A 23,818-nucleotide genomic window follows, 5' to 3' on the forward strand; every position below is an offset into this window, starting at 1 on the left:
ATAGCATATGATTGATTTTGTACCACATATGTTCATAAGTACAAATCCTATCGTATGAAAACCTAAAAACCAAATAATTGTTTAATATATTTCGATAGTCAGAAATCAAAAATAATTTGTTTGTAGATAAATCCTCCTATTGCTAATCTGTGTTTTACAGAAGATTTAAAATGATAAAACTAGGTTTGTGGGATTGCATCTAAAACAAATAATTATTTGATAGTATGAAGTCCCATCAGATTTTGATACTATGACATAGACAGGTTTAGAATTTTGACTCGTTTGTCTATTTTTAATTTAATACATTTAAGTAACGTAATGGCTAGACTATGGATATTAGATTACATAAAATTTTAATCATTTGTATTGCTCTTGTTGGTTGTATAATGACCGGGTATACTCAAGATCCAATCCATTTTGATCATATCACAACCGACGATGGTTTATCCCAGAGTGATATCAATAGTATTTATCAGGATACTCGTGGGTTTATGTGGTTTGGTACTCATGATGGATTGAATAAATATGATGGATATGGTTTTTCTGTATATAAACCTGATAATGATCATTTGGGTAATATAAGTAGTAATTTGATTTATGCAATTACAGGAGATCAAAATGGTAATTTGTGGGTAGGAACAACAGGTAGTGGATTGAACTTTTTTGATCGATCTACAGGAAAGTTTACCCAGTATAAACACGATGAAAATAATAAAGAGAGTCTTAGTAATGACCATGTCGCATCTATCTATAAAGATAGAAGAAATCGATTATGGGTCGGTACTATCGGTGGGCTTAATATGGTTGATCTTAATAAATCTACGGATACGTTAAAGTTTACACATTTTAGCCCAGAACAAGAATCGTTAATTCCTGGTTGGGAAAGAAATTCGATTAGCACTATTTTTGAAGATAGTAAAGATCAATTATGGGCAGGTGGCCGTAGTGGATTATATAAACTATCTAGAGACACTAATGGAGATTTATACTTTAGGTTAGTCAATGCAACTATTGGTTTGCCAAATATACAAGTGCAATGTATTGGTGAAGATAAATCAGGAAGATTACTTATAGGAACAAGTAATGGGTTGTATTGTCAATCCAAAAATAGTGATTCTGTACTTGTACATAGAGTAGATCAATCTAATATTAATGTGCTTCAGGTTGATAATAATAATAATATTTGGTGTGGCTCAAATAACGGATTGTTATATTTTAATAATTCACCAGGAAATGAATTTCCTCAATTTGTAAATAGATTTACATACGATTTAAGAAGTCCAAGTAGTATTACTAAAAATATTATTAAATCTTTATATCTTGATAAAACAGGTATCATTTGGGTTGGAACCAATGGAGGAGGCGTAAATAAATTTGACCCAGAAAGAAAACAGTTTCGACATATCAGAAAAACATTAGATCCCACAAGTCTTAGTTATGATAAAATTAGATCTATGTATGAAGATAGTAACGGTACTTTATGGATAGGTACAGAAGGAGGAGGACTCAATATGTTGCTCAAAGACAATGATAATGATGAATATACAGGGTTTAAAAATTTTCCAACAATTTTCAAACCATTTGCTCTTACCGAAGTTCAATACAAGAAAAAGAAAACGTTATTTATTGGAGTAGAGGATGTTCCAGGGTTATTATTGTTAGATATTTCAAACCCTAAAAGAGTTGTAGAAAGTGATATAATATCAATGCCAGATGTCAATCAGAGTGTATTTACTTTACTAGAAGATCATCAGGAAAATATTTGGATAGGAACGTATGGGGGAGGAATTCATAGATGGACTTATAAAGGAGATGATAAAGAGTATGATAAAGATGTTTTTCAGGAAAACCCAAGCAATGCTAATTCGATATCAAGCAATATCATAAGAAATATCCTTGAAGATAAAAATAAAAATATCTGGTTCGCTACAGGAAAAGGCTTATGTAAACTTACAAAAGAAGAAGCAACCAAAAAACACCCAAAATTTGTAATTTATAAAAATGTTCAGGGAGATTCGAGCACAATAAGTCATGATTATATCCTCACGGTCTACGAGAGTAAAGCTGGTGATATCTGGATTGGTACATTTGGAGGAGGACTCAGCAAGTTGATTTCATCTTCAGATGGAAAACCAGAAAGATTCGTATCCTATTCAGAGAAAAACGGATTGCCAAATAATGTTATTAAGGGAATTCTTGAAGATGAGGAAGGTCATCTCTGGTTATCAACGAACAAGGGGCTTTCAAGATTTAATCCAGAACAAGAAACTTTTAAGAATTATGATGTAAATGATGGATTACAAAGTAACGAATTTCAAGAATTAGCTTGTTTAAAACGAAGTAATGGAGAAATGCTGTTTGGCGGAATTAATGGTTTTAATGCGTTTTATCCAAAACGTATAGGAGATAACACGTATGAATCTGAAACCGTTATTACGGATTTTATGATCTCAAATAATTCGGTACAAATAGGTGAGGAAATTAATGGACGTATTCTTTTAGAAGAACCAATAAATGATACAAAAGAAGTTCAATTAAAATATTGGGAAAACAGCTTTTCCTTTGAGTTTGCCGCATTACATTATGCAGCACCACAAAAGAATCAATTTGCATATATGTTAGATGGTTTTGATAATAATTGGGTGTTAACAACTGCCGATAAACGATTTGCTACATATACAAACTTAGAACCAGGTATGTATACCCTGAAAGTGAAAACCTCTAATAATGATGGAGTCTGGGATAAAACACCAGCAGAACTCAGAATCAACGTTATACCACCTTTCTGGAGGACTAAAATAGCTTATGTGATTTACGGTCTTCTTGGATTAGGGTTATTAATTGGTTTTTGGAGGAATATTGTTAATCGCACTACTAGAAAACATCAATCTGCACTAGATGACTTAGAAAAAGATAAACATGAAGAAGTGCAGCGAATGAAACTAGAGTTTTTTACTAATATTTCTCATGAATTTAGAACTCCATTGACTTTGATTAAAGGACCTTTAGAATATCTTCAGAAAAGCGGTTCTATGATAGAAGAATCGGTGTTACAAGAACAATATGGGTTGATGCATAAAAATACAGACTACCTACTTAGACTTGTAAATCAATTGCTTGACTTCAGAAAGATGAATCAAGGAAAAATGCGATTAGTTGTTAGACCAAGTAATATAACAGATTTTATAAAAGAAGTAGGTGAACCTTTTCAGTTTTTAGCACATAAACAACAAATCGATTTTGCTATCAATACATCAAACGATTCTCTTATCACCTGGTTTGATCATGACGCCTTAGAAAAAATTATGAATAACCTTTTATCTAATGCTTTTAAATTTACTCCAGAGAATGGAACTATAACCATAGATATCTCTGAAGATAAAGAATTACAACATGTTGGTGTTTTAAAAGCAAAACCGGATACTACAAAAAGATATGTCGTTATACAAGTAAAAGATTCTGGTGCAGGGATTTCAAAGAATAAAGTAGAAAACATATTTGATAGATTCTACATGACAAAAGATAAAGATAAAAGAAATCCAGAAGGAGTGGGTATTGGTCTTTCTTTTGTAAAGAATCTTGTAGAACTTCATCAAGGAGCGATTAATGTAATTAGTGAACGCGGAACAGGAACCAATTTCATAGTGAGATTACCAATGCATAAACAAGCCTACGAAGATATTCAAGGTATAAGCTGTAAAGAAGACACAGAAAATGATTATTTAGTGCGTTCTTCTGAGACAGAATCTTTTGCAATTGGTATTAATGATGAGATTGTAGATGAAAACTTATCGCAATCTAGATCAAAATTACCCGTGTTACTTGTGGTGGATGATAATGCCGATATTAGAACTTTTATTAAACAAGCATTAGGTGAAAATTATACTATTCATGAAGCTGAGAATGGACAACATGGTTTTGAAGTAGCTTCAAAACTAATCCCGAATATTATTCTTACAGATGTTTTGATGCCGGTTATGGATGGAATTAAGTTTTGTAAAAAACTTAAAACTACCAAAGAGACCAGTCATATTCCAGTATTAATGTTAACAGCCAAATCTTCTCAAGAGAGTGAAGTAGAAGGACTTAAGACAGGGGCTGATGACTATATCAGAAAACCTTTTGATATGGATCTGTTACAATTAAAACTGACTAATATTATCAAACATCGGGAAGAATTAAGAAAAGTGTTTAATCGTAAAATTACATTAAAACCCAAAGAAGTTACAGTAACATCAACTGATGAGAGATTTTTACAAAAAGCAATTGAAATTGTAGAAAAACATATGATGAACACTGATTTTAATGTAGAAATGCTTGTAAAAGAGATGAGTCATAGTCGAAGTAATCTATATTTAAAATTTAAGGAACTTACAGGACTTTCATCTAGTGAGTTTATAAGAAATATCCGATTAAAAAGAGCAGTACAACTTTTGGATCAGAGTGATATGTCTGTAAAAGAAATTATGTATATGACAGGGTTTAATACAGCATCATATTTCTCTAAATGTTTCAAAAAACAGTTTGGGGTAGTTCCTAGTGAGTATGTTCGACAAATAGAAAAGGTAAAAAAATAAAAATATCATTATAATTACTAATACACCTGTGTATGAAATGAGTGTAACAGCTTTTTAATTGCATAATTCGTTATTTATAGAACAGCACTGGTAATAGTGCTGTTTCTTGTATACATACTAATCATTTGTGGTAAAAAATTAGACATTAAGGAAGTGCTAGTATCATCGAATTATGGATATTTATAGCTCATAATTTTTTATTGTGATAAAACGGATAAATATTTAAAACAAATGAATTTAATTAAAAAATTGTCATTTTTAGTACTAACAATTATATTAATTTCTTGTCAGGAGAAACCAAAAGAAAGTAAAATTGTAGATAGTGATATTACTTCTTCTAAACCTAATGTTATCCTAATCGTAACAGATGATCAAGGATATGGAGATATAGGAGTTCATGGTAATTCAATTATTAAAACACCAAATCTAGATAAATTTGCAGGAGAATCTTTAGAACTCACTAATTTTCATGTGGGCACAACATGTACTCCAACAAGAGCCGGTATTATGACTGGTAGGAATGCAAACCGAAATAATGCATGGCACACTATTGCAGGATGTTCTATACTACAAGAGGATGAGGAAACAATGGCAGAAGTATTTGTTCGTAATGGATATCAAACCGCAATGTTTGGTAAATGGCACTTGGGAGATAATAAGCCATTTCGACCTCAGGATAGAGGTTTTCAAGAAGCGCTATATAATGGAGGCGGAGGAGTAGGTCAAACTCCGGATTATTGGGGGAACGATTATTTTGATGATACCTACTTTAGAAACGGAACTCCCGAAAAATTTAAAGGATATTGTACAGATGTATGGTTTGATGAAGCAATCCAATATATAGAAGGTCAAAAAGAAAAACCGTTTTTTATGTATTTGGCAACTAATGCAGCTCACGGTCCTTTCAACGTTCCTAAAGAATATATGGATATGTATAAAAAAGACACGTTGAATGAAAGTCAAAAACGCTTCTACGGAATGATCACAAACATTGATGATAACTTTGGAAAACTGACTTCTTATCTTGAAAAATCAGGACTTTCAGAAAATACAATAATCATTTTTACTACAGATAATGGTACTGCTAATGGTATTAATTATAATAAAGCAACAAAACAAACCTTAGGATATAATGCTGGATTAAAGGGCACAAAAGGGAGTCATTATGATGGAGGTCATCGTGTTCCGTTTTTTATTCGCTGGCCAAAAGGAAAAGTGTTGAAGAAGTCTAAAATTAATGAATTAGTAGCTCATGTAGATTTGTTACCTACCCTAACCGAGCTTGTTGGAATTGAATACCAATCTAAGAAAACATTGGATGGTATAAGTGTAGTTTCATTACTCGAAGGGAAAACCAAAACAATTGGAGATAGAATGTTGATTGTAGACACACAACGTAAACAATGGCCAGAAAAAGGAAGAAACCCTTGTGTGATGTCTACCCGATGGCGTTTGGTAAATGGTAATGAATTATATGATTTTGTAAATGATCCAGGACAAAAGATAGACCTTTCGAGTAAACATCCTGATGAGGTAGTAAAAATGCAAAATTTTTATGATACCTGGTGGGAGAGTATACAGTCAGATATTAAATATGCTCAGATTCCTGTCGGAGGAGAAGATAAAGATCCAGTTCGATTAACCATACATGATTTACATACCGAAGAAAATCTGCCATGGCATGAAGGACAAATCAGAAATGGAGAGTTTCATCCAGAAGGATATTATACTATCCGAGTAGAAGAAAGTGGTAATTATCAATTTAACTTGAGAAGATACCCAGAAGAGTCGGGATTATCAATTGACCAGGATATAGAGTCTATTGCATCAACGCCTTATAAGGATGGACAACCAGTAGGTAAAGGCCTTCAGGTATCTAAAGCAATAGTTAATATAGGTAATCTTAACCTTAAAACAGATGTAGATATTAATGCAACCTCTGCAATACTTAGTGGACATTTAGAAAAAGGAGAGTACAAGCTAAGTTGTACTTTTGTGAATACTGAAGGGAAGAAATTTTCAGCATATTATACTTCAATCGAGAAATTATAAAATCACATGAATAAGTTAGTTGCATTATTTTTTTTAATTTTTCTAGTGGGATGTTCTAAACCTGAAAAAACACTTAAAAAAAAGCCTAATGTTGTGTTTATTTTTGCAGATGATTTAACATATTCTGCAATACATGCTTTAGGTAATACCGAAATACAGACTCCAAACCTTGATAGATTGGTAGAAGGAGGGACTACATTTACACATGCTTATAATATGGGAGCATGGAACGGAGCGGTTTGTGCAGCATCGAGGGCTATGATCATTTCGGGACGTAGTGTTTGGAATGTAAATCAATTTCGTCAAAACTGGAGTAATGGACGTGAGCTTGATAAAACCTGGGGGAAACTTATGGAATCTCAGGGATATACAACATATATGACAGGTAAGTGGCACGTTGATGCTAAGGCAGATAGTGTTTTTCAAAATGTAACTCATGTAAGACCTGGAATGCCCGGAGATGCCTGGGATCATTTTAAAATGGTTGAACGATTTGAAAATATAAAAGGAACAGATACGCTTCCTAAAGATATTATGCCAATTGGATATAATCGTCCTACTAATGAAAATGATACTATATGGTCTCCATCAGACCCAAAATTTGGTGGATATTGGGAAGGAGGAAAGCATTGGAGTGAAGTGTTAAAAGATGATGCTCTTACTTTTATAGATAAAGCAAAAAAAGAGGATAATCCGTTTTTTATGTATTTGGCCTTTAATGCGCCACACGATCCTCGACAAGCCCCACAAAAATACATTGATAAATATCCATTAGAATCGATTAGTCTACCAAAAAGTTGGTTGGCAGAATATCCTTTTAAAGATGGCATGGGTAATGCAGAAGACCTTAGAGATGAAGCGTTAGCACCATTTCCAAGAACAGAATATGCCACCAAAAAACATATACAAGAATATTATGCTTTGATAACCCATATGGATGATCAAATAGGCGAAATTCTAAATACATTAGAAAAAACAGGTGAAATGGATAATACATATATCATTTTTACCGCAGATCATGGTTTGGCAATGGGAAAACATGGGTTAATAGGTAAGCAAAGCCTTTTTGATCATAGTATACGTGCGCCTTTTATGATTATGGGACCTGATATTCCTAAGGGAAAAAAGATAGAAGAAGATATTTATCTTCAGGATGCAATGGCAACGAGTATTGAATTGGCAGGTGTTGATAAACCTGAGTATGTTGAGTTTAATAGTATCCTGGATATGATACATAAGGAAGGAAAAAGCTCTTATGAAGCTATATATGGCGCATATATTGATTTACAGCGTATGATTAGAAAAGATGGCTATAAATTGATTATATATCCCAAAATGGATAAGGTACTTCTCTATGATATGCGAAAAGATCCTGAAGAAATGAAAGATCTTGCAACTAACCCTAATTACAGAGCAAAGGTAGATGAACTTTTTAAAGCATTAATCACAATACAAAAACAAAAAAAGGATCCTTTGGATTTAGAAAATCTCTATAAACAAATTACAATATCTAATGTTAAATAATAATGTATTGAGTGATTATTATTATTATTATATGGTATGAAATAATTTAAAAACATGATCTCTATGTGTTTTGCTTACAGGTACCTTTTTATCTCCGATAAAAAGCATGTTGCCTTCAAATCCACTAACTAGATCAATATTGACGACATAACTTCTGTGTGTTCGTAAAAATCGATTTATAGGGAGCTGTGCTTCTATGTTTTTTAACACCGTAGAATACACAAATCTATCTGATTTGGTATATACAGTGCAGTAGTTACTATCTGCCTGTAAAAATAGTATTTCGGCTAAAGGCACACGTTCAAAATGGTGATCTTTTTTTAAAAATAAACAATCTTTGATTTGTAAAACTTGATTTTCATTAGCAGTAAAATCTTGAGGTTCAAGCAAATCTTTTCCCGGTGTTTTCTTAGAAAAATTTAGCAAAGCTAATTCTATAGCGACACTGACTTGTCGATCATTAAATGGTTTAAGGATATAGGCATAAGGATGCACACTCTTTGCTCGTTCTACAATGTGGGTATCAGCATGAGAAGTTAGAAAAATAAAAGGAATATGATACTTATCATTTATGATGCGAGCAAGTTCAATTCCATCTCGATCTCCTTTTAAAATAATGTCGATCAATATTATATCAATATCTTGATTTTCTGTAATTAATTGTAAAGCATGATTTACTGTTTGTGCTATTCCGGTGACATGGTAATTAATTTCAGTTAATCTTTGTGAGATATCCTGTGCTAATAATATCTCATCTTCTACAATAAGAATTTTTACTTTTGACGATTGATTAGACATTCTGTATTTAGGTTATAAGAACCACTAAATTAAGCTATTTTTATATCTATTTCCCAATGTGTCCCTTCATTACCTGTTTTTTTTATAGTACCTTCTAATTGTTGAATTAGAGAATTGATAAGTTTAATCCCAAAAGAGTTGTTTTTTTTGGTTTGAATAGTTGTAAAACCTACTCCATTATCTATAACTTGGATATGTAAACGATCTTTTGTGTCATTAGTTAGAGCTACTTTAAGCATTGGATCCGTTGTATTTTCATAAGCGTATTTAAGAGAATTTGTAATGAGTTCGTTAATAATTAATGCCAAAGGGATGGCCATGTCTATATGAATACTAATGTTAGCAATATCAAAATTAGGTTTAAATTTGGCATTATATCCATGAAAAAGCCCTAATACCAACTCTTCAATATACTCTTTTATCATGATTCGAGTATCTACGCCATCTTGATACAATTTTCTGTGTACAAGGGATAAGGCTTCTACTCTGGACTGTCCAGATACAATAGCTTCTTTTGCCGGGTGTCCTGTAAGCTCATGACCTTGTAAATTTAATAAGCTAGAAACCATTTGTAAATTGTTCTTTACTCGATGGTTTAGTTCTTTTAATAATAATGCTTTCTCTTGCTCACGTTTACTAATAATCTCCTTTTGATCTAATAAAATGTAATTTGCTTTTTTAATTTTTGTATTACCTCGATAAAGCAGATAAGCAAAGAAAAGTAGTAAGAAAACCCCAGCAGCCAATATAAAAACCAAATTTTTTTGATTGGTATTTATAGTATTAAGCAGGCTTATTTCTGACTCACGTTTATCAATTTCATATCCAGATTTAAGTTGTTCTATTTTTTGAACATTCTCTTTGTTGACCAAACTATCTTGATATACTTGAAATAGTTTTTGATACTCCAGTGCTCTAGGGTATTGTTGTTGAGTTTCATAAAAATTAACTAGCATGATACTAAAATCCCTAATTTGTTCTTTAAGTCCAGCTTGTTTGGCCATAGTCAAAGCTTGCAGGAATTTTTCTTCAGCAAATTTTGATTCATTTTCTTTTTGATGAATCCCCCCTAATTCGGCTAAATATATAGATGTAGAATATGAATCTCCTAATTTATTAAGAATATTAATAGCTTCATGTAGGTTGTCTTTTGCTAATATAAATTCGTTTTGTGTGGTATATACCATTCCTAGATTTCCTACAGCATACCCTTGTATAAGATTGTTTTGTATGACTTTGTTAAGATTTATAACCTCTATGAATGATGCTTTGGCATCATCTAGATGATTAGAAAGCCGATAAGTTTCACCTAAATTAATGAGAGTAAGCGCTTTTTGAATTGTGTTTTTTGATTTAGTATATATACTATCTGCTCTTTTGAAATAAGTAATTGCAGAAGTATACTCTTTTTCACCTACATAATGAGCTGCTATTTGTGCATAAGATGCTCCTTGTCTTTCAGTAAGATTTAATTTTTCATATATACGTAAAGCCTTTAAAGCAGCATTTAATGACTGGCTACTATTTCCTAATCGATCTTCAATATGCCAAATTTCTTCCCAGGCTTCAGCTTGTAAAATAGGATCGTTAATCTCAATTGCAATTTGCAGAAATTGATTTGCATATTGTGATCCAGAGTCTAATTCTGGATGATTTGAGACGATAGCTTTTAATACAAGAGCTTGTTCTCTTTTAGATAGATTTTCTTGTTGTAAAACAGTTAATAAGCTGTCTGTTATATGATTATTTTGAGCAACAACATGTAAACAGTTTAAAAAAAATGAACACAGTAAAAAAGAAATCAAATGGATATTATATCTAGAACGTATATTGAGATCTAATATTTTCATTTTTTATTTACGGAACCAGGATTCGATACGATCTTTATTAAAGGATCAAGGATAAATACGCACTTTTGTAATGGTTTATTATCTTCAATTGGTAGCTCTAAAGAAAATACGAGATTGTAAGAGATAAAAGTAGCTTCTTTCTCTTTTTTAAATTTAATTTTATATTCATCATTACTACTAGATTTTATGAATAAAGAAGCATTAGGTGCTGGAATATAGTTGCCTACATCGATAATGTCACTCCATTTTGTTTCATTATTTGTCCCATTACAATAATTAACATTAAACTGTTCGTCCATATTTTTAATCTCAATAAAAATAATTTTAGGAGAATATAATTGAGGATCATTAGTCGGAATAATTTCTATGGATAGAGTTTCGTTTCCTTTTAGAGAAGGTATAGGTACAGCAGCTTCTTTATCTATAAATGGATTTATAGATATTGGATTCGCAACAGTTCCAAAAGATTTTAAAACCTTTATTGCACTTATTAAGTCAGGTATATTAGCATACAATGCAGTTAACGCCGTATTTCCATTTTTTTTTAAGCAAATTTTCATAGGGGTAATATTTTAAGTTGGATTACATAAATTCTAATTATTAATTATAATTAGGAAATTCTTTTTGTGCACTAATAAGTTTTCAAATTAGTGAATAGTTTTAATGTTTAACATCTTGAAATTATAAAATTTTCTTAATTCCTTGTGTATGATTGCGATACGTTTCAGTTTTTAATGTTGATAAGCTTACTAAGAACATATATATTAAAAAGGAATGTTCCTATTACCGCTAGTTATTTTCATGACAAGTTATGATGATTGAAATAGAAAACATAGTGAGATAATGACATTGGCAGTTTTTCGATAAAAGATGTCAGTTATTTGACAGTGTGCAATGAAATAGCAATGCTATTACACGCTTAAGAACCGAATAGATTTCTAATAGGTATTAAGACCTCTTTTATTCTTAAAACCTTTTGCTAAGAAAAGAGTAACATGCTTAAACCTTTTACTTCCTTTTTCTAAACATTTACTCATTATATCTATTCATTCACTCATTTGGTTTCTTTTTGGATTGCTAATTAGACATATTTGATCTAATCATTAAATCATTATTATCATGAGCACACTAACAAAAACAAATTTTGAAGAAGCTGTTAATTTATCAGCCTCTAAAGGAGAAATAATGCCTTATTTAAGTCAGAGTAATGGAGTAGGACAGGGTTTTGATGTGTTTGGAGCTGCCAATGCCAATTCATTTATTAGACCGTTATTAGATCCAGCTAAAGTTCAAAAGAGAGTCTTTTCTCTACTAGGAAAGAATTTTCTTGTTCCAGACTACATTAATCCTATAGAGAAATCATCTGCTTATTTTGAAGGAGGAACGTATATGACAAGAAGTGAGTTTCAAAATAGTATCGCAGCAAATGCAAAAGTAGAGATTGGTTATGGTCTCTTTAGTGGAGAAATGGAAGCAGCGTATAGTAACGAGAAAGAATCAAGTTCAGAATATGCGTTTACATATAATAATTCGTTTATCGGAGTTGCTTCTTTACAATTAGGAGAATTTGAAAATGCTTTAAGAAATTCATTTTTAGAAAGAGTGGCTAAGCTTCCAGGTGACGTATCAGAACAAAATTTATCAGATTTCATCTCTTTTTTTAATGATTATGGTATTTATGCTACAAATCAAATAGAGCTCGGAGGGGCAATGAAGTATTATGTTTCTGTAGAAAAATCAAGTGAGCTTGGAGAGGAAGAAATTGAAGCGATGATGAAAGCCCAGTATAATGGACTTTTTGTTTCTGGTAGCATTAGTGCAGATATAAAAAAGAAAGATACGTGGAAAAAATATTCAAAATCCACTAATTATACTATTAGCGTCGTTGGAGGTGATCCTTCATTAGCAATTAAACTTGCTGCTGTTGATCCATTAGAACCGTCCAAAGAAACTGTTGAACTCTATTCCAAATGGAGTGACTCTGTTTCTTCTTACCCAGCCATGATGGATTTTAAACTTACCGGTATTTGGACTTTATGTGGAGATAAAAAAAATGTAGTTGAAAGAGCTTGGACTTTATTCTCAGAACAGATTCATCCGGCAATTACTTTAGAAACGACTTCAACAATAACACGATGGCCAATAAGTGTTTCTCCAAAAACACCAATTATAGCGCTTAATGGAAATCCTATAAAACCAAAAATTGCTGCAACAACCCCAGTAGGTTATCAACTTTGTATTCTTTCTAATAATGGATTTCTACCCAAAGTACTCGATAACAAATATTTCTGCTTAGATGATAGTAAGCAGTTATGGAGTCCAATCTCTTACCGTAATCTTTATTCTGAATTGAGTGAATATGTAACTAATAGTAAATTCAATAAAAAGGATAACATATTACTATTGATATCATTTGGGATGGGGCAAAGTGTATTTCCAACCCAAAACTTTTATGAGGTCTTAAAATTAAATGGAGCAGGAGAGGAATTAAACAACTGGAGTAACCATAGTGGTCACGGAAGTGATAGCTCTCCTTCTTATATATGGATGAATCGTCCAATAAACTATGTACTAGTTAGTCTGATGGGGTATGGGCCAAATATTGGAAATGAAGTATACATGAATAAAATAACATTTAATGGAGAAGTGAATACACAAAAGATTTTTTATTTGTTTAAAAATTCTATTACCGGAACCTACACTGTAGGTTCATAACGTATAATCTAGAAGTCAGAGATTTACTCCAAGATCTCTGACTTTTTTTACTTTACTTAATTATGGAACATGCATGTGATATCCTAGCAATTGGACAGGCAGAAGATAATTCTGGTTTTTGTCGTGTCTTTAATAATCTGTTCGAATACTTATCACTAAAATATAATATAGTTCATTTTGGAATTAATTATAAAGGAGAATGTATCAAACATAAATGGATTGTTGAACCTAATATTGTGGGAGATATTATGGGAGAAGTACGTTTTGAAGTATTAATTAACGAGTATAACCCTAAGCTTATCTTCATGTGTCATGATCATTGGTTGTATGGTTTTCATTTAGAAACGCTTAAACGCTTAAACTATAGGCATAAAACTATATTTTATTGTCCAATAGAGTTTGAGGTAAGTGATTCTAGTAGGATAGATTGTTTTAAAGATATAGGTAAGCTAGTTTTTTATACAAACTATGGATATAATACATTTATAAATGAGTGTAAACGTTCATATACAGAAGATTTTTTCTTGGAGAATAGAGAAAATGCCATAGTACCTCATGGTGTTGATACTTCGATTTTTTATCCACTTACAATTTCTAGACGACAAATTCGTAAAAAAATGTTTCCAAACCGTCCTGAGCTTTGGGATGCCTTCATTTTTTTAAATGCAAATCGAAATACCTCTCGTAAACGAATTGATCTAACAATAGAAGCTTTTGCAAAGTTTAATAGAAAACAGAAGGAGAAAGCATACTTATATCTTCATACTGAAATAACCAATTCTGGAGTAGATTTATTACGTAAAATTAATGAATTAGGCATTCGGGATCAGGTTATCTTATCAGAAAAAGGAAAGAACCATGTTGCCGCCAATAAACATATGAATTTGATTTATAATGCTTGTGATGTTGGTTTAAATACATGTTTAGGAGAAGGTTGGGGATTAATTGCTTTTGAACATGCTGCTGTAGGTAAGCCTCAGATCCTTCCTAATCATATTGTTTTTAAAGAGTTATGGGATAATAATGCATTATTAATAACCGTGGACTATGAAAATTGTATCCATCTAGATGAATTTAGCACTTGCATGCAAAAATTAAAATCAGATGATACTTTTCGAAAAAAGATAGGAAGATCCTGTCAGGAAGTAGCTCTTAATCCAAAGTATTCTTGGAAAATTATCGCAAAACAATGGGATCGACTTTTTCAAAAGCTACTGTGAATTTTACATGTTTAACAATTTTATACATAAATCATTCTTTAAATTCATAACCGATGAAAAATTCAAAAAATATACTATTCCTAACTTTCTTCGTACTATTTCTTAGCATTTGTTGTAAAAAAAACAATTCAGATATAGGAGGTATAGAACCTAGAGCTTTTATTGAAGATTCAATCAGGAAAAACTTACATATTCCAGATGATGCAAAGCATGTTTTGATATTAAGCCATGCAGCCCATATGGATTGGGATTGGTTAAATACATTTCCATATAATGCTAATAAAACTGGTACAGTATATTGCCAAGGTTATTTTAGACCCGAAAGACAACCGGGAGATAGTATTTTGACCTATGCGACACAGAATCTAAAAGATACAGCATATTACTATTCAGTATGTGAGATGGCATTTTTAAGAGCATTTGCAAAAAACAAACCAATGCTTTTTGATCAAATGAAAGCATCTAAACGTATGAGAGTAGTAGGAGGAGGAATCACATCTCCAGATAACTTATTGCCAAATGGAGAAACATTTTTTAGAAATTTTTTGGTTGCGAATCAATGGCTTGATGAGGTTAATGTTCCTTGGACTCAGCAGATTTGGATACCCGACGATTTTGGTCATGATCCTCAACTCCCAGTTATGTTAAACGCAATGGATGCTATGGGAGTTGGATTTTCTAGGATACCTGGAGGGTGTAGTGGAGGAAATCAAGCTTTTAAAGCTCCAAAAAATCAATTATTAAATCTACAAAATGGAGGAGTAGATTTTATCTGGAAAAGTACTGATGGTTCTAAAGTGATTGCACATTGGTTAGAAGCCCATTATAATCAGGGAGCAGATATTGATAGTTCAGAGAAAGATTATGCAAACCCGGAAGCCATAAATATTTGTGGACCAAAGGTGAATTTTGTTACCCCACAAGGGCATATAAAATCTTATATAGGAGCTAATAAACCTGTATCACCAACACCATACATCTATGTTCAGGTAAGTGATGATTTTATGATTCCTTATCAGAAAATTGTGGAAGATGCCAAATTATGGAATTCAGATTCGGATGGGTATTTTAAAACAGGGGTGTACGCCGTAGTAGCAACTTTTGATCAATATACGAGATTGGTAAATAGTCACTCTAAAAAATTAAAGACACGAACCTATAATCCGCCCTCCAACCAAACTCAGGTCGACTCATTTTCTCCAAATCCTTACTGGATGGGGTTTTATGCAAGTAGACCAGCATTAAAGATTTTACATCATAAGGCAACAAAAAGCCTTTTGGGAGCAGAAACTTTTCAAGTTATGGCCAATAGATTGCTATTATCAAATGCTCTTAAAAAACAGGAACAATTAGATGCTTTGTATTCTGCATGGAATACACTTGTTCCAAGTACCCATCATGATTACATTACAGGAACTGCAATCGACGGTGTTTGTATTAATGAACAATTACCGCTTTTGAAAGATGCTTTAAAACGAGGAAACAATTTGAGATCTTCTTTTATGAATAGTGTAGTAAATAAACTTCCTCCGGCAGCATCTCAAGTAGCTGTATTTAACCAATTAGGGGTGGATAACTCAGGTGTCATTGAGTATTCTCCTGGTACTAGTGATACCACATATATTAATGTAAAAGCACCTTCTATGGGATATATGGTGAATAATTTAACAACAGCCTTAAAAGGAAATGGTAGTCTAAAAATGAAGACACTTCCCAATGGATATTATTATTTTGAAAACAGTTTACTAGGTGTCATATTTAATAATAAAAATGGAAACCTTATTAATTTGGTTGACAAATATACTGGCAGAGATATTCTTTCTGGTATAGGAAATGAAATAGAATTTTATGAAGATAATGGAAATATATACCGCTTTGGTTATGAGGACGGAAATTGTAAATTTAAAAAAGATACTACAGTAACATATAAGACCGAATCTATTACATTAAATACTAAAAACCCCTTAAATAAGTCAATAAAGGTAAAAAGAAAATACATTTTAGATGGTAAAACTTTCTTATAATCAATTATATACAGCTTGCGACAAGGAGAGCCCTATTTAAGAATTATAACTGAAGGGAAAGCCCCTTCGAGCTATACGGTAATGGTAAAATTTCCTTTACGATCTACTATCGAATCGATGGATGTTGGAACTCCCTATCATTGGAATAAAGTATATCCTATGGATTATGGTACTAACAAAGATTTTAATGCCACGATGTGGGCAACTCATGATTTTGTGGTTCCTAATGCTAGTCAAGTGCCTCTAGCCGCTATTTATCATAGTGCTACTTCTGCATGGACATCTAATGATAATACACTATATGGTGTGGTTTTAAGAAATACGCCTGGTGGTCATGGTTGTCGAGGATATGGAGCAGACGGTAGTGATGATGAAATTCATGTTCAGACATATGCTTTAAGAATTCCTAGCGGGATTCCAAATCCACAATCCGGAAAATTGCTAAAAGAAGCAAGGCAATATAATACTCCTATGCAGGCTATCCCTGTACCTAGTAATGGAACCGGTAATTTACCTTTAACATATTCTATAGCTACCGCGACAAAAGGAAGTTTAGTTACAAGTGCAAAATGGTCTTATACCGATCCCAATGATCTTATCCTTCGTTTATATCAAGCGAGTAATAAACCAGTTTCTGAAATTGTGACAGTATCAGAGAAACCATCAAGTTGTGATATTGTTACAGCACTAGAAAAACCATTTAAGAATTCGAATAATATACCTTCTTGTTCGACAACTTCAAATACGGTTATGGTAAAAATGCCTAATGCAATAGCAACTGTTAAGCTAGAATATTGAGTTAAATATTACTATAGAAATGTCAATACGCAATGAAATAATTGAGAATATTTTGAACTATTCGTTCTATTTCCTATACAGTTTATAATAATACCAGGCAGCCAAACCACCAATAAAAGAAAACAAGGCTAACATCCAAAACACATGTTGATGTCCTTCTGGACCTGGTGAATTTTCTAGGAGATATCCTATAGCAGGTCCTGCAAATATATCTGGAGTATACCCTATAAGAGAAATAATACCCACCGCAGTTCCTGTTAGGATCAATGGAATTTTCCCTCGCTGCATTACAGCAAAGTATAAGGAACGGGCTGCATATACTCCAGTAGCAACTACCAAAATTGATATAAAAAATAAAGCTGTAGAAGAATCCGAGATTACTCCTGTAGCAAACAATAACGCTCCAAAGAATGAAACTATAAAACTAATCAATAACCAGAAAGTAGTTTGTGAACGATCGGCCAATATTCCTATTAAAACACCAATAACAGGTCGGATAAATAATAAAAATGTACCTACTTGTGCAGACTTTACTTGGTCATACAACATTACATCTTGAGCATATAATGAAAATACATCTGTAATTTTGTAACCTACATAGGCGCATAGAATAATGATCATAAGTAACCATACAGATGGTAAGTGCAGGACCTCTTTTACCTGGGATATTGTGATTTTTTCTATTATAATTTCTTTTTCTAATTTATGATCCATTTTCATAAAGAACCAAACCAATATTCCAACAAAACTTACAATACCAGAGGATACTAAAATTACATATCTAAAAGCAGCTCTGCTTTCGGAGGCAGTTGCTTCAGAAATTTCTGCAGTAATAAATAGTGAAAATATAAGTACTCCTAAAGCCCCAAAGAGAGCCCCTACTAATCCACGTCCACCATCTAAAAAACCAAATGCTTTACCTTGAGAAGTAGTACCTCCCCAGACACGAGTAGCTTTTATCATGGGAGCCCAAAATAAAAATATAGTAGTAAAGCCCCAATATCCATACAATATTTTTAGTGTCAAATAATCAGGAAAAGTAGCATACACCAATCCCCCCAAAGCAGTCATCCAAAGGGCAACTGCAATCAATTTTCTTGGAGGAAACTTATCTGCTAATGCTCCTCCAAAAAGGTAGGATATCAATGCTACAAAGCCATATATAGAGAAACATATTCCTAACTGTATATTGTCTAAATTAAAAACTTTGAGTACCGTTGGTCTAAAAACTCTTGCAAGAACAAATGGAAGAATAAAAACAGATTCCCCAGCCAAAATAACAAGTAAAAGAAAGTACCATGGAGTTTTTGTTTCATTCATCTAATTTGTAAATTAAAATTTTAAGTCTAAATATATAGATTTCTATACTAAAATAGTTCTAATAATAGATTGAGATTCCCTGGTTAAACAGTTTTCATAGTTTTAAGATAGTTTTTATAATCCAAACTGTCTGGGCAACCATAAACTCAATTCAGGAATATAAATGATAAGTAATAACACCAAAATCATAACCAGGAATAGAGGTAACAATGGTTTTAAAACTTTCTGAATTGAAAGTTCGGCAACACTACATCCTACAAAGAGTACAGAACCTACAGGAGGAGTACATAATCCAATACAAAGATTCAAAATCATAATAATCCCAAAATGTATAGGATCTAAACCAATCTTAGTTGCTATAGGTAAGAAAATAGGTGTAAAAATTAAGATTGCCGGAGTCATATCCATGAATATACCAACGAATAATAAAATCAAATTTATAATAATCAAAATAACAATGGGATTATCGCTTATCCCTAATAAGGTATTACTGATTTCCTGCGGAATGTTTTCATATGACATTACCCATGACATAGCAATAGACGTAGCGATAAGTAAAAGTACTATTGACGAAGTTTTTACAGTTTCCAGGAAAATAGGAGAGAAGTCCTTCCATGTAATTTCTTTATAAAGGGCTGCCAAAATTAGTGTATATAGTACAGCAATTGCTGAAGCTTCTGTAGCGGTAAAAATACCAATAACAATTCCACCGATAACCACCACAAGAAGAAGTAAACTAGGAAAAGCAGCTATAAAACGTTTTAAGAACTCTGTAAATCCTACTAACTTTTCGGTAGGATATTTTTTAATGATTGCATAAATTGTTGCAACAATCATAAGTGTTACTCCAATTAAAATCCCGGGAAGATAGCCTGCTATAAATAATGCAGCAATAGAAACTCCACCACTAGCCAGAGAGTAAACAATAAGGACATTACTAGGAGGAATCATTAATCCTGTTGTGGCACTAGTGATATTTATGGCAGCACTATACGCTGGATCATATCCATCTTTTTTCATCATAGGATGCATAAAACCTCCAATAGCAGAAGCAGCTGCAACAGCAGATCCAGAAATAGCTCCAAAAAGCATACATGAAATAATATTTACAAAAGCAAGACCTCCTGGTAGTGGTCCTACTATAGCTTTAGCAAAATTGATGAGCCGCACTGCAATACCACCTCGATTCATAATTTGACCAGCTAATATAAAGAAGGGAATTGCAGAAAGAGTGAAGCTATCCAAAGAAGTTGCCATACGTTGTGCCAAAGTAGTTACCGAAGGTAAAAAAGGCATTGTAGTAATTAATGTGAAAAAAGCTGCTAAACCAATAGAGTATGCAATAGGAACCCTTAATGATAAGAAAATCAGGAAACTAATTACTAATATCAATACCTCGGTATAATTCATAATGATGTAGTGTTAGTATTGTCTTTTTGAAAGTAAATGTAAATGCAGTAATAGCAGATTAAAATTCCAGAAATCGGAATTACGAGATAAATAATCCCTAGTGGGATACTTAGTGCAGCTGAGTTTTGCTCGAATTGAAACGAAAGTATACATAAACGAATTCCTCCTATAATCATTATCGCAAAAGCAAATAGACAGATAGCGCCATAAACAATACCATCATAAAGAGACCTTTTTTGTTGTACAATTGCAGTCGGAATTAAATCAATAGCTAGATGTAATTTTTGACCGGTAGTATATGCAGCTCCAAGCAAGCCGAGCCAGATTAAGGAAAAACTAGAAAGTTCATCAGTAATCGTACTTGGTGATTTTAAAATGTATCTGGAAAAAACTTGCCATACAACACTAACTAGCATAACAAACAGTAAAAAAATTACTGTTTTTTCTAAAATAATATCTATACGATTTTTCATTTAATACGCTGATTTTATAATTTTGACGAGCTTTAAAACCTCTGGTTGATCTTTAAAAGTTGTAATGACTTCTTGGGTTTTTTGTTCAAAAAGAGATTTATCGGGACGTGTAATTTGCACTCCGGCTTCAATCACTGCATCTAATGATTTTTTTTCTGAAGCGGCCCAAAGTTTACGTTGTTCTATTTTAGATTCAGTACTGGCTTCTTGTACCCATTTTTTTTCTTCGTCGCTTAGTCGTTCCCAGGTATCAAGACCAATTAATAACACATCCGGAATAGTGGTATGTTCATCTAAACTATAATATTTACAAATTTCGTAATGTTTTGAAGTGTAGAAACTAGGAGGGTTGTTTTCTGCGCCATCAACTACGCCTTGTTGCAAAGCAGTATATAACTCTCCCCAAGAAACAAGAGTAGGAGCTCCTCCCAATTGATTAACCATATCTATGGCCATATTACTTTTCATTACACGTATTTTTTTACTCTCTAAATCTTGGGGTGTAGTAATTGGTTTTTTTTTGGTGTAAAAACTTCTACTACCAGCATCATAAAAAGTGAGTCCTCTTAATCTGAATTTTTCTCCCTGAGTTAACATTTCTTCTCCTAGCTTACCATCTAATACAGAAAATGCATGTGACCTATCTCTAAATAAATATGGTATTCCAAAAACACGATATTCCGGAATGAAATTTTCTAACACTGCAGCTGAGACTTTGGTGATATCTAAGCTTCCTATTTGTAGCAGTTCTAAACATTCGCGTTCGCCTCCTAATTGACTACTTGGATATATTTTTAATATTAGTTTTCCGTTAGATTTTTTTGCCAGGCGTTCTCCCAAAATTTCCATGGATTTATGTACAGGGTGTTGGGTGTCCAAAATATGGGCTAATCGCAGTACTTTTACCTTTTTTGAACCATTGCAAGAGATTAGTACTACTGAGAGTATAATAAAAAAGAGCTTCTGTATTCTATATTGATATAAACTCATCTTATTTTATGATTATGGGATGGGAAAGTTGGTCTAAGGTCTCTGCTATCTTTTGTGTAAAACCTTCTGGTTTTGCGAATTCTTGACTTGATGCTTCCCAACCTGATAAGAAATAGAAAGGGATAGTAGTATTGTTTTCAGTATTAAAAACTACATAATGAGTATTTGTAATTCCATTTTCTTTTTTAGCAATAGTCTTATGAGTATGGTAAAGATCTTTATTTAATAGTAACGCCATGCCAAGGTGATCTCCGTTTTCAGATTGTTTACCATGAGAATATAGACTGAACAGGCTATTACGTTCTTTGATATATAGTTGATTTGGTTTTAAATTTACGATCCCTGCAACCAGTTTCATTTCTTGAGTTATTCCTGATAAAGAAACTTCACTTTTATAATACCATTGTCCCTTATAAATCGAAATCTTATGGTGTAACTGTATAGGAATTCCATGAATAGTATCATTGATATAATTCATTTCAAAAGAAGCTTTAATAGGACCTTCTCCTATAACTTTATACCTAGCACCATTTTTACCTGTTATTCTATACAATGAATCATTTAATTGTATGGCAATAGATCCTGCCCCGAGAGAATTACTAACTTTAAGGATATCCATTCCCCAAGTTTCTTTAGTATGATAGTCTCCATTAATTCCAACTTGAGATAAAACTAAATCCTCTGTTGTTTTACCAAAAATATCAATCCCATTTCTTGGGTCAAAATACATACGAAACCCAACTTTATCATTTTCCCAGGCTGGCCCTTCCATTTGAAAGAATTTTTTGTCTGCTGCATTTCTGGGATCTCCATTACGTTTATAATTTTCTACTTCTGTAACGTCTCTTGGGTTTGAGCCAACTCCAAAATGTATGTCTGTAGCTTTAGATACTATGGGAGTCTTTTCTCTTTCTATAACATCAAAGTATATTTTTTTAATCTCTTTTGGCTTAAAATCAGTAACAAAAATTAATTGATCCCATTTCTTATCATTATCAATATCTTCTAATTGAAATGGAATAAATTCCTTATTTTGGTTATAAATAGCAAGTATAGATTCATCTTTGATGTCTAGAATATGAGTGTCAAACTTAGCTATCGGAATACGCACTAATTCATCTATACGTTCTATGTTTAATGTGTTCTCAATAGTGATCACATTTTTTGAAGAAGGGCTGCATCCAGATATGGTGAATAAGGTGGTCAAAGAAATAAGAATATATAGTTTCATCTACAAAATTTATTTGATCGTGATTGTAAATTAATCTTCATTAGAAGGTTTACCTATGGTTGCTAAGATCCCACCATCAACATATAAAATATGGCCATTTACAAAGTCGCTTGCTTTTGAGGATAGGAAAATAGCTGCTCCTGCAAGGTCACTTGGATCACCCCATTTTGCTGCCGGAGTTCTACCTACTATGAAATCATTGAAAGGATGACCATCTACACGTATAGGAGCAGTTTGAGAGGTAGCAAAATATCCAGGACCAATACCATTAACCTGGATATTGTATTTGGCCCATTCTGTAGCCATATTTTTGGTTAACATTTTTAGTCCACCTTTTGCTGCAGCATATGCGCCAACTGTATTTCGGCCTAATTCTGTCATCATAGAACAGATATTGATAATTTTTCCTTGTTTTCTTTCTATCATTCCTCTAACTACATGTTTAGAAACAATAAAAGGGCTAACAAGATCAATATTAATGACTTGTTTAAAGTCATCTACTTCCATGTCAATTAATGGAGTTCGTTTTATAATTCCGGCATTATTAATTAAAATATCAATGTAGCCTATTTCGGTTTCAATTTTTTTAATGGCAGAGATAACTTCTTGTTCATTAGAAACATCAAATTTGTATCCAATAGCATGTATCCCTTCATTTTTATACTCAGTTACGGCGTTATCGATTTTTTCCTGGGATGAATTCCCGTTTACTATTATAGTGGCTCCGGCTTGACCTAATCCCTTTGCCATAGCCATTCCTAGTCCGTGTGTGCTTCCTGTGACTAATGCTATTTTTCCTGAAATATCAAATAATGAATTTGTCATGATAAGAGTGA

At 32.6% G+C, this 23,818-nt stretch carries 16 protein-coding genes; 7 read left to right on the forward strand and 9 right to left on the reverse strand.

The window, feature by feature from the left end; all coding sequences use genetic code 11:
- The first annotated feature begins 329 nt into the window (after positions 1-329).
- The 3 genes from PQF96_RS12365 to PQF96_RS12375 all read left to right on the forward strand — a co-directional run bounded on the left by PQF96_RS12365 (position 330) and on the right by PQF96_RS12375 (position 8,153).
- Entirely contained in the window at positions 330-4,577 is a 4,248-nt protein-coding gene (locus PQF96_RS12365; RefSeq protein WP_271766477.1) for a hybrid sensor histidine kinase/response regulator transcription factor, read from the forward strand.
- 231 nt (positions 4,578-4,808) lie between these two features.
- Positions 4,809-6,629, forward strand: coding sequence for an arylsulfatase (locus PQF96_RS12370; RefSeq protein WP_271766479.1), 1,821 nt, complete (start codon positions 4,809-4,811; stop codon positions 6,627-6,629).
- 6 nt (positions 6,630-6,635) lie between these two features.
- On the forward strand, positions 6,636-8,153 hold the full coding sequence (locus tag PQF96_RS12375; protein WP_271766480.1) for a sulfatase-like hydrolase/transferase: 1,518 nt from the start codon (positions 6,636-6,638) through the stop codon (positions 8,151-8,153).
- Between the two features lie 27 nt (positions 8,154-8,180).
- On the opposite strand, the gene PQF96_RS12380 is transcribed toward PQF96_RS12375, so the two are convergent.
- From PQF96_RS12380 to PQF96_RS12390, 3 genes are read right to left on the reverse strand one after another with little or no spacing between them, the layout of a single operon-like run.
- Positions 8,181-8,951 carry a LytR/AlgR family response regulator transcription factor gene (locus PQF96_RS12380; protein WP_271766482.1) on the reverse strand — a complete coding sequence of 257 codons (771 nt, stop codon included), beginning with the start codon at positions 8,949-8,951 and terminating at the stop codon, positions 8,181-8,183.
- A 29-nt stretch (positions 8,952-8,980) separates the two neighbouring features.
- A complete protein-coding gene (locus PQF96_RS12385; RefSeq protein ID WP_271766483.1) occupies positions 8,981-10,801 on the reverse strand; it encodes a tetratricopeptide repeat-containing sensor histidine kinase in 1,821 nt (606 codons plus the stop codon).
- Complete coding sequence (locus PQF96_RS12390) at positions 10,798-11,361, reverse strand: hypothetical protein (protein ID WP_271766485.1); 564 nt, start codon at positions 11,359-11,361, stop codon at positions 10,798-10,800. Before PQF96_RS12390 ends, PQF96_RS12385 begins: the two co-directional genes overlap by 4 nt.
- Before the next feature lie 559 nt (positions 11,362-11,920).
- Between PQF96_RS12390 and PQF96_RS12395 the strand changes: the two genes are divergently transcribed.
- From PQF96_RS12395 to PQF96_RS12410, 4 genes are all read left to right on the forward strand, one after another.
- Positions 11,921-13,516 carry an MAC/perforin domain-containing protein gene (locus PQF96_RS12395; RefSeq protein WP_271766486.1) on the forward strand — a complete coding sequence of 532 codons (1,596 nt, stop codon included), beginning with the start codon at positions 11,921-11,923 and terminating at the stop codon, positions 13,514-13,516.
- 62 nt (positions 13,517-13,578) lie between these two features.
- Positions 13,579-14,736: a glycosyltransferase family 4 protein gene (locus PQF96_RS12400; RefSeq protein ID WP_271766487.1), complete on the forward strand. Its 1,158-nt coding sequence runs from the start codon at positions 13,579-13,581 to the stop codon at positions 14,734-14,736.
- A gap of 53 nt (positions 14,737-14,789) precedes the next feature.
- Positions 14,790-16,760, forward strand: a complete 1,971-nt coding sequence (locus tag PQF96_RS12405; protein ID WP_271766489.1) for a glycoside hydrolase family 38 N-terminal domain-containing protein — start codon at positions 14,790-14,792, stop codon at positions 16,758-16,760.
- A gap of 15 nt (positions 16,761-16,775) precedes the next feature.
- Entirely contained in the window at positions 16,776-17,558 is a 783-nt protein-coding gene (locus PQF96_RS12410) for a hypothetical protein (protein WP_271766491.1), read from the forward strand.
- Between the two features lie 66 nt (positions 17,559-17,624).
- Here PQF96_RS12410 and PQF96_RS12415 read toward each other — a convergent pair whose 3' ends face one another.
- The 6 genes from PQF96_RS12415 to PQF96_RS12440 all read right to left on the reverse strand — a co-directional run bounded on the left by PQF96_RS12415 (position 17,625) and on the right by PQF96_RS12440 (position 23,807).
- Positions 17,625-18,878, reverse strand: a complete 1,254-nt coding sequence (locus PQF96_RS12415) for an MFS transporter (protein ID WP_271766494.1) — start codon at positions 18,876-18,878, stop codon at positions 17,625-17,627.
- Positions 18,879-18,992: 114 nt separating this feature from the next.
- Positions 18,993-20,288, reverse strand: coding sequence for a TRAP transporter large permease (locus PQF96_RS12420; RefSeq protein WP_271766495.1), 1,296 nt, complete (start codon positions 20,286-20,288; stop codon positions 18,993-18,995).
- The gene (locus PQF96_RS12425) at positions 20,285-20,761 is read right to left on the reverse strand and encodes a TRAP transporter small permease (RefSeq protein WP_235010972.1); all 477 of its coding nucleotides are present in this window, start codon (positions 20,759-20,761) and stop codon (positions 20,285-20,287) included. The genes PQF96_RS12420 and PQF96_RS12425 overlap by 4 nt, the downstream gene beginning before the upstream one ends.
- Positions 20,762-21,751, reverse strand: a complete 990-nt coding sequence (locus PQF96_RS12430) for a TRAP transporter substrate-binding protein (RefSeq protein ID WP_271766497.1) — start codon at positions 21,749-21,751, stop codon at positions 20,762-20,764. It lies immediately after the preceding gene.
- Position 21,752: 1 nt separating this feature from the next.
- Positions 21,753-22,982 carry a DUF4861 family protein gene (locus PQF96_RS12435; protein ID WP_271766498.1) on the reverse strand — a complete coding sequence of 410 codons (1,230 nt, stop codon included), beginning with the start codon at positions 22,980-22,982 and terminating at the stop codon, positions 21,753-21,755.
- A 30-nt stretch (positions 22,983-23,012) separates the two neighbouring features.
- On the reverse strand, positions 23,013-23,807 hold the full coding sequence (locus tag PQF96_RS12440; protein WP_271766500.1) for a gluconate 5-dehydrogenase: 795 nt from the start codon (positions 23,805-23,807) through the stop codon (positions 23,013-23,015).
- Between the last annotated feature and the right edge of the window lie 11 nt (positions 23,808-23,818).

Origin of the sequence: Aquimarina algiphila, assembly GCF_947494415.1 — a bacterium.
GTDB lineage: Bacteria > Bacteroidota > Bacteroidia > Flavobacteriales > Flavobacteriaceae > Aquimarina > Aquimarina algiphila.